The sequence below is a fragment of the Pedobacter sp. 10L46_2 genome (assembly GCF_056395165.1).
Genome location: NZ_JBFTIZ010000314.1, coordinates 1 through 8,658, shown reverse-complemented (window position 1 = coordinate 8,658; position 8,658 = coordinate 1). Strand labels below are relative to the sequence as shown.

9 protein-coding genes are annotated in these 8,658 nt (G+C 39.1%); 4 read left to right on the top strand and 5 right to left on the bottom strand.

Annotation, left to right across the window (positions count from 1 at the left end; translation table 11 throughout):
* Positions 1-1,434, bottom strand: a 1,434-nt coding sequence (locus AC1DDX_RS23510; protein WP_477622689.1) for a hypothetical protein, incomplete at its 3' end; no start/stop codon positions are given.
* A gap of 216 nt (positions 1,435-1,650) precedes the next feature.
* Between AC1DDX_RS23510 and AC1DDX_RS23505 the strand changes: the two genes are divergently transcribed.
* The 4 genes from AC1DDX_RS23505 to hemN are packed head-to-tail and all read left to right on the top strand — an operon-like array spanning position 1,651 to position 5,678.
* Positions 1,651-2,835, top strand: coding sequence for a PAS domain-containing sensor histidine kinase (locus AC1DDX_RS23505; protein WP_172662619.1), 1,185 nt, complete (start codon positions 1,651-1,653; stop codon positions 2,833-2,835).
* Positions 2,836-2,837: 2 nt separating this feature from the next.
* Positions 2,838-3,824 (top strand): response regulator, encoded by a 987-nt coding sequence (locus AC1DDX_RS23500; protein WP_477622688.1) that lies wholly within the window; start codon positions 2,838-2,840, stop codon positions 3,822-3,824.
* 35 nt (positions 3,825-3,859) lie between these two features.
* Positions 3,860-4,330 (top strand): Rossmann-fold NAD(P)-binding domain-containing protein, encoded by a 471-nt coding sequence (locus tag AC1DDX_RS23495; protein WP_337715993.1) that lies wholly within the window; start codon positions 3,860-3,862, stop codon positions 4,328-4,330.
* Positions 4,320-5,678, top strand: coding sequence for an oxygen-independent coproporphyrinogen III oxidase (gene hemN / locus AC1DDX_RS23490; RefSeq protein WP_288883685.1), 1,359 nt, complete (start codon positions 4,320-4,322; stop codon positions 5,676-5,678). The genes AC1DDX_RS23495 and hemN overlap by 11 nt, the downstream gene beginning before the upstream one ends.
* A gap of 7 nt (positions 5,679-5,685) precedes the next feature.
* Here hemN and AC1DDX_RS23485 read toward each other — a convergent pair whose 3' ends face one another.
* From AC1DDX_RS23485 to AC1DDX_RS23470, 4 genes are all read right to left on the bottom strand, one after another.
* Entirely contained in the window at positions 5,686-6,372 is a 687-nt protein-coding gene (locus tag AC1DDX_RS23485; protein WP_288883686.1) for a sulfite exporter TauE/SafE family protein, read from the bottom strand.
* Entirely contained in the window at positions 6,369-6,797 is a 429-nt protein-coding gene (locus AC1DDX_RS23480) for a FixH family protein (RefSeq protein WP_172662624.1), read from the bottom strand. Before AC1DDX_RS23480 ends, AC1DDX_RS23485 begins: the two co-directional genes overlap by 4 nt.
* 4 nt (positions 6,798-6,801) lie before the next feature.
* Positions 6,802-8,199 (bottom strand): cytochrome c oxidase accessory protein CcoG, encoded by a 1,398-nt coding sequence (gene ccoG, locus AC1DDX_RS23475; RefSeq protein ID WP_172662625.1) that lies wholly within the window; start codon positions 8,197-8,199, stop codon positions 6,802-6,804.
* 1 nt (position 8,200) lies between these two features.
* Positions 8,201-8,658: c-type cytochrome (locus tag AC1DDX_RS23470; RefSeq protein WP_477622687.1), on the bottom strand; the 458-nt coding region annotated here is incomplete at its 5' end.

Genomic DNA, 8,658 nt, shown 5'->3' with positions numbered 1-8,658 from the left:
GTACTCAACATAAAGCCCAAGTTCTTTGATAAAAACATTTGGTCTGTTGATATCGTTCAGTAAATTATTTCGCCCGTATATATGTCCAATCATCTCTGCCAGACTGTATTGTCTGGAGAAATATGCAATATTAGGACCAGGGCAAATGCTTACCGCCTTATTTTCTTTTTGTCTAAGAACATCTGATTTTAAGTAATTGGATGAACAGAGGCCTTCGCATAAGCAGGTTTTTTCGGTAATTAGATCGAGTTTTTTCTTTAAGACCTCTGGTTGCAGGTTTAAAATTTTTAGCTGCGCTATTTTAAGTCTTTGATATTGTCTTGAAGCCGTACATATAGGCTCTGCGGTAAATTCAACATTGCTGCAAAGATATTTTTTTGTGCAGGGACTTCCTGGACGCCCTTTAGCGATTCTTTCAATTCTTTGGATTTCCGCCGTACTTTTCCGGAAATTGTTAAACGGAACACCCAGTGGCGAAGCATTGCTCAGATAGAAGTCGCTTTCTGAGGCATTTGCAATATCATCAAGGGTTTGTTTATCTACATTTGTAGCTTCTGGTACCAAAAGAAAAGGACTTCCCCAGCCAGCTGCATCCAGGTTATAGTAGTTAATTAGAAATTGATGCTCCTGGGCAGTTCCAATACCCCCTTGATAGGTAACACGTTGCTGAGGTTTCCAATTTTCATCATGGTCTATTCCTTTTATCTTAAGTACATCCTGATATATCTCAAATAACTCTGCGAACAATTCTGTTCGATTCTCTTTAAATTCATGAAGTATTGGCCCCATAAGTAATCCGTCTGTAGCAAAAGCATGTCCTCCGCAATTCAAACCAGACTCTATGCGAAACTCTGAGACCCAGAGTCCTTTTTTCGCAAGTACTTTAGCCTGAATGATTGCTGAACGGTAATCGCTTACCTTCAATGTTATTTGTTTAGTAAACAGACCTTCAGCGTTAGGAAAGAAATCGCTAAAAGTTTCCATATAGGCGTATAATCTTTGATTCAGACCGGCCGATACAATCACAGAAGAGCTTAGTGTGCTTTTTGCGAAACCGCGGAGTGCAGCCAAAGCGTCAGTGTTTTCGTCGCCCAGATAAGCGCCATTCTGATAGTTTGCGTTATCTACTTTTGACATGATGTTTACGTCAATATTCCCTGCTATAATGCCCTCCTTTAGTTCATTTTGAAGTTTTTGCTTTTCATCACCCTGAGGCAACTCCTGCATCAGCCTGAATCTTGATTTTAATACAGAATTTTCCGGTAATAGCTCAAAATAGCTGTTCAGTTCACTGTGGCTTTCAAAGTCATGTTTCTTCAGCTCAGTAATTTGTTTATTTACGAGTCTATGCAGCAGATTTAAATACTCAGTTATCCTGAGTGAACGGCTATCAGGCCTATCTTTAGCTATAAAATCATACGGTTCACTGTTCAAGTCAGCATGATATTTCCGCATCCGCTCAGTAAGTTCGTCATCTACAATAGATACAACCGATGATATACCGTATCTGGCGACTTTTAGTGGAGTGTCAATAGAATAACCTAAGAATTATATTAGCAATTGCAAAATATGACGATGGTCACTATTTACCATGATTTTGGTTATGTTAGGCCTGATCGTGCTTTTATTACATTTGTGTAAAGAAAAACTATGGACGGAGCTAAGCTGCTTAAGGCAATAATTGAGACTGCAATTGATGGAATTCTAACGATTGACCACAGAGGTATAGTAGAAAGTCTTAATCCTGCTGCGTTAAAGCTTTTTGGTTATACGGCTGAGGAAGTTATTGGAAATAACATCTCAATGCTAATGCCTGAGCCTGATAAAAGCGGCCATGACGGGTATCTTCACCGTTATCAAAGCACCGGTGAAAAGCGGATCATTGGCAAGGGCAGAGAAGTCAGGGGATTGCGCAAAGATGGCACAACCTTTCCTTTTCGCTTGGCAGTAAGTGAAGTGCGTTACGACCACCGAACGATATACACTGGTTTTATCCATGATCTGTCAAAGGAAAAAGAAGCAGAACAGCGGTTAAAGGAATATGCAGCTGAGCTTGAAAACCTTGTTGATGAGCGTACAAGATCATTAAAAGAGTTGGTTCAGGCATTAAGAGTTGCAAAAGAAGAGGTGAGTATTTCTCTGGTGAAAGAGAAAGAACTGAATCAAATGAAAAGCCGTTTTGTATCCATGGCCTCTCATGAATTCCGAACTCCTTTGAGCTCCATACAATTGTCTTCGGTTCTTATCGAAAAATATGCGGTACCGTATGACAATGAAAATATTAGAAAACATGTAAATAAGATAAAAAATGCCGTAGGTAATCTTACGACCATTTTGAATGATTTTCTTTCTCTTGAACGGCTTGAAGCAGGTAATGTAGAACCTTCCTTCCAGTCATTTGACCTGGTTAAGTTAGCTGAAGAAATAACCGAAGAGATGCAAATGATAGCTAAAGAAGAGCAAAATATAATTTATCAGCATACCGGTGTGGATAGTGTAGTTTATCTTGATCAAAACTTGCTTAAGAACTGCATGATAAACCTGATATCCAATGCGATTAAGTACTCCGGTGAACATACTTTTATTGAGTTTAATACCGAAATTACCGATAATGCATGCATCGTGACAATTAATGATAACGGTATTGGAATTCCTGAGTCAGATCAAAGAGATCTTTTTCAGCCATTTTTCAGAGCGAATAATACAGGGAATATTCCGGGTACGGGTTTGGGCTTAAACATTGTATTGAGGTATGCAACGTTAATGAAGGGGACCGTAGGTTTCACCAGTACGCTTAATAAGGGAACTAAGTTCACATTATCATTCAATAAATAGAGATGAGGGAAAAAACAAGGATACTTATTATCGAAGACAACAACGATATAAGAGAAAGCACTTCTGAAATTTTAATGCTTGGGAATTATGAAGTGTTCCAGGCAGAAAATGGCAAGCAGGGGATAGAACTTGCCATAAAATATTTACCTGATGTGATATTATGTGATATTATGATGCCCGAACTTGACGGGTATGGCGTATTGTATCTGTTGAGTAAGGCACCTGAAACATCTGCTATACCTTTCATCTTTTTAACCGCCAAGACCGAGCGGATTGATATAAGAAAGGGGATGGAAATGGGGGCGGATGATTATTTGACCAAACCATTTGATGATGTAGAACTTTTAAATGCCATAGAGAGCCGGATTAAGAAGAGAGACTTGCAAAAGCAATTATACAGTCAATCGCTTGATAAATTAGATAATCTTTTGAGTGGTAATAGAGGACTCGAGGAACTTTCAAAGTTAATTGCTGAGCGAAAGGTGAGACAAATCAAAAAGAAACAGGTTGTTTACTATGACGGAGATCCAGTAAATGGTATTTATCTTGTAATTTCCGGAAGCATAAAAACTTTTAAAGTTGCTGATGACGGTAGGGAATTATTAACCGGAATACATGGCGCAGATGAGTATTTTGGCGTTGCCGCTTTGTTAGCGAATGAGAACTACCGGGAAACAAGTGAGGCTATGGAAGATACCTCCCTGTGTCTTCTTCCAAAGGGATTTCTGGAACCCTTGCTAAATAAATACCCTGCAGTTGCATCTCAGTTTATCAGACTCTTAGCCAATAATATATTAGATAAGGAACAGCAGCTGCTTCAGCTGGCCTATCATTCAGTAAGAAAACGGATGGCAGAAGTTCTGATCAGGTTAAGTTCTAATAAAGAAACGGTAGTTGATACTGTGACATTAAGTATGTCTAGGGATAATTTGGCTTCAATGGCAGGAATGGCGAAATTTGATGTGATTAACCTCATTCTTTGCCAGTAAGCTACGACTTAATTTTGATAGATAAAATCAATAGAATGAGAGTTGTAGCGTATAGTATTAAGTCAACTGAAAAAGAGCCATTGGCGACAGCCAACCGCAAGAAACACGAAATTACACTGATATCCAATTCATTGTGTGCAGAAACGGTGTTTTATGCAGAGGGTAAGGACGCCGTTGTTGTGTTTACTGATGATGATGTTTCAGCCAATGTAATCCATAAGCTAGCTGATCTGGGTATTAAATATATTGCAACCAGATCAATAGATAGTTCACATATAGATCACAAGGAGGCTTCTAGTCACAATATTAAAATTGCCAGCGTTCCGCCCTGGGCGCTAAGTGGTATTCCCGAAAATGAACTTCCAATGGCACTTGCATCACAAACCATCAACAATTTGGATAAGTGGGAAGGTCGTAAATGCTTGGGAGAGGCCTGCATATGTTCCAGATCTTGTGATCAGCATCATAAAGAAGTTAACATAAAATCTGACAGGGATGATAAATAGCAGCTTGATCGACAAATACCGCGTTGCTGCACCAAGATATACCAGCTATCCTACCGTGCCATTTTGGGATGCGCAGCGTTTTGATAAAAATAAATGGATTAACAACCTCATTACTACGGTTCGCAATAGTACCGAAGGTTTAAGTTTATACGTACACTTACCTTACTGCGAAAGCCTGTGTACCTATTGTGGATGTAATACCAGGATTACCAAAAATCACGGTGTAGAAATTCCCTACATTAATGCTGTATTAAAAGAATGGGAAATATATCGCAGCCATCTTGGCATAAAGCCGATAATTAAGGAGATACATCTGGGTGGGGGAACACCAACTTTTTTTAGTCCTGAGCATCTGGAATTGTTAATTGATGGCCTTGTAAATCCCTCAGATTTACATGAAGATGCTGTGTTTAGCATTGAAGGTCATCCAAACAATACCACCGATGAACATCTGATCCTTTTATATAGACTGGGGTTCAGACGGATAAGTCTGGGTATTCAGGATTTTGATAAAAAAGTACAGGTTGTAATCAACAGGATTCAGTCTTACCGATCAGTTGAAAGGGTAACAAGGAAGGCWCGACAGATAGGCTATCAGTCCATTAATTATGACTTGATTTATGGACTTCCGCTTCAAACCTTAACGGGTCTGGGCAAAACAATACAATCTGTATTAAGGTTAAAACCAGATAGAATTGCATTTTACAGTTATGCTCATGTTCCATGGATAAAACCCGGGCAGCGCAAATATACAGAAGAAGAGTTACCATCGGCAGAAATGAAAAGGAGTTTATATGAGCTGGGAAGAGCTAAGCTGATTGCCGGCGGTTATTCGGAGATAGGTATGGATCATTTTGCACTCAAAACCGATAGTTTATACCATGCCCAGCTGAATGGCCAGTTACACAGGAATTTTATGGGCTATACGGAACAATTCAGTACAGTCTTAATTGGATTAGGGGTTTCATCTATAAGCGATTGCTGGACGGCCTTTGCACAAAATGTAAAGAATGTTGAAGAATATATGAGTGTTGTTAGTAAAGGAGAATTGCCAGTTACAAAAGGCCACATTTTAAATGATACCGATCTTGTAATCCGAAAGCATATTTTGAATTTGATGTGTAGAGGGTATACATCCTGGAAAAAACCAGAAGAAATGCATGAGAAAGTAGACGAAGGAATTAAAAGAATGAAATGGCTGGCCCAGGATGGCTTGGTAATGCTTTCAGATCATGATGTCCGGATTACCCCGTACGGAAAAAGATTTTTAAGGAATATATGTATGGCCTTTGATGCCAGACTTTGGGCAAGCCAGCCCAGCACTCAATTGTTTAGCCTAGCAGATTAATATCGTTTTATCTGCATTCTGCTACACTGGAATTTGGTTTTTGTGGACTTAAATAGGGGATGTTTAATTCCAGTCCCCTTAATAAAAACCAGAAACCCAGAATTAGCATTGCATAAGGAACAACTTTATTGAGCGACCTTCTGAAAGTGAAACCAGAAAAACCGACAATAATTGCCGCACCCAGCATTAATGGTATTGTTCCTACTCCAAACCAAAACATATAAATGATACCTTGCTGAATGCTCTCCGTATTTAATGCTCCAGCTAATGCAAGATAAACGAATCCGCAAGGCAACAGGCCATTTATCATTCCAATGATCAGGTGATTTAATTTATGTTTAAAGGCATAATTGAATAGCTTGTTGAATGGGTTTAATATTTTTAAAGGGGTTTGTTTAAGAAAAGGAATTTTAAACAATCTGGAACATGCGGCTAATAGGATTAGTACTCCGGTGAACACACTAATGCTTTGCTGGATACCTGCCTGCCATATTTGCTTTCCAACTAAACCGACCAATGCACCCAGAAAGCAATAGGAAATTAAACGGCCTAATTGATAAATTAATTTATTCCACACCAAATACGCCCATCCTGGATGCCTTAATGGCACTGCAAAAGCTAATGGCCCACACATTCCAATGCAATGGAGAGAGCCTAATAATCCGATAAAAAATGCAAGCCTTTCATTACTCATGGCATTAAGACCTCCTGCTCACTTAAATATGTTTTTCCGTTTTCCGCCTTCCATTGTATGATAAACTTCCAATGTCCTTTTGCCAGGTCTGTAGATCTCAGCATCACACTGGCGGCACTGTCAGTCTTAAAATTCATCATCTTGTCCATGCTTTTTTTTGCTGTACGCATTATTTTTAAGGTGCCAGCAGCTTGTGTCTTAAACGTTATTATTAAATTGTCACCTGAGAATTCTATATCAGGTGATGCATTATCTTTTATTACCTGCTCTTTTTGCCGGTATTGGTCATTGTACCTTAATCCTTTTTCATAATAATCGTTGTCCACCAAAGCGTCATTTTCACTACGCATCATTAGTACAGCCAGAATTACAATAAAGGCCATAAATGACAACATTCCAATAATTAATTTCGTTCCCCAATTCATATTCTTAATTGTTTGCAGGTGCTATAAAGGTAGTTTCAAACCGATCTACCACTTTCTTTTCAGATTGCAGTTTGAAACTGATCTTGGTTTTATATTTTCTGATTGTGCTTTGAGGCAGGATTACAAAAAAAGTTGCTTTGGTACTGCCTCCATATGCAATAGCATCGGGTTTTTGGATATACTGAATGCGTGCATGCTCATCATCGGGTATTATTTCAAATTCCACAATTTTATCCGTTTTGTTCACCATTTCTGCAGTGTACAGATTGCTTACAGTCTGGTCTTTGTCCCTGAGCTGGTATAATGTTCCGCTTGCGCGCAAAATGGTTGTCTGCACATCTGATCGTCTTATGATCATAAAGGACAGAACAATTATAAGGACTGTCAGTACAGCACTGTATGCGTATATTTTTTTGCTGATCTTAAAGGTGGTTTTTTGCTTGATCTCACTCTCAGATTTAAAGCCAATTAGTCTTAAAGGCCTGTTGATTTTCGTCATAACCATATCGCAGGCATCTATGCATGCGGTGCAGTTAACGCACTCCAACTGAGTACCGTTCCTGATATCTATGCCGGTAGGGCAAACCTGAACACATAATTTGCAATCAATGCAATCTCCAGATGGAGTATCCTGTCCCTTATTTATTTTTTTTCTGGGTTCACCACGCTCATAGTCATAGGCAACAATAATACTCTGGTTATCCAGCAAAACCCCTTGCAATCTGCCATAGGGGCATACTACTGTGCAAACCAGCTCCCTCATTCTGGAAAACACGAGATAAAATACGAATGAGAATAACCATATTGAAATAAATCCCGAGAGATGATCTTTTACGGGTTCAGTCACAATGCTGATCAGTTTGCCGGATCCGATCAGATAAGCAAGAAAAACATTTGAGATCAGAAATGAGATACAGAAAAAAAGAAAATGCTTTGACGTCTTTTTAAGGAACTTACTGAAGGTTAATGGTGCTGCATCGAGTTTTCTCTGCTGATTGTGATCTCCTTCTATCCAGTTTTCTATTTTTCTGAATACCATTTCCAGAAATATGGTCTGCGGGCAGGCCCATCCACAAAAGACCCTTCCGAATATTACTGTAAACAAAACAATGAATACTATAAAAATCAGAAGTGCAAAAGCAAACAGGTAAAAATCCTGAGGCCAGAATACAATTCCAAGAAAAACAAACTTCCTTTCTATTACGTTTAACAGCACAAGTTGTTCACCGTTCAATTTTATAAACGGAGCACAAATCAGCAATAAAAGGAAAAAATAGCTAACCACAGAACGGTATTTGTACAGTTTTCCTTTTATTATCTTCGGATAGATCCATTTTCGTTTCAGGCCATCATCAGTAAGCGTGGATACCTGATCTCTAAAATGTGCTGGTGTTTGTGACATCTTATTGTTGTTTTACACCCTGTGGTGCCTTGGCTCCGGCAGGGTTGCTCCCTTTGAGAGACATAATGTAGCTGGCCAGGTCGGCAATTTGTTTAGGCTTAAGTGTTTTTTCCCATGCAATCATACCTTTATCAGGTACTCCATATTTAATGGTTTTAAAGATATTCTTAACACCACCGCCATGAATCCAGAACTCATCGGTTAAGTTTGGTCCAACCAAGCCTTCTGCATGCTCACCATGGCATGGGGCACAGGCAGTTTTAAAAAGTCCGGCTCCTGCGGTAAGCACCCCGGCATCTTTGGATTGCTCTACATTGTTCTCATTTATTTTATTCCCGGCGCTTCCTGGTTTTTGAAGAAAAGCAATTTTAGCGTCTTCAGCCTGTCTTAACTCTATTGCATATTCCTCTTCCTGTAAGTTTCCCAAACCAAATACGTGGTAGCTTAGTAAATAAATAA

Coding starts and splice junctions, on each gene's coding strand:
- AC1DDX_RS23505 (WP_172662619.1), top strand. CDS start 1,651: ATGGACGGAGCTAAGCTGCTTAAGGCAATAATTGAGACTGCAATTGAT.
- AC1DDX_RS23500 (WP_477622688.1), top strand. CDS start 2,838: ATGAGGGAAAAAACAAGGATACTTATTATCGAAGACAACAACGATATA.
- AC1DDX_RS23495 (WP_337715993.1), top strand. CDS start 3,860: ATGAGAGTTGTAGCGTATAGTATTAAGTCAACTGAAAAAGAGCCATTG.
- AC1DDX_RS23485 (WP_288883686.1), bottom strand. CDS start 6,372: ATGAGTAATGAAAGGCTTGCATTTTTTATCGGATTATTAGGCTCTCTC.
- AC1DDX_RS23480 (WP_172662624.1), bottom strand. CDS start 6,797: ATGAATTGGGGAACGAAATTAATTATTGGAATGTTGTCATTTATGGCC.
- ccoG (WP_172662625.1), bottom strand. CDS start 8,199: ATGTCACAAACACCAGCACATTTTAGAGATCAGGTATCCACGCTTACT.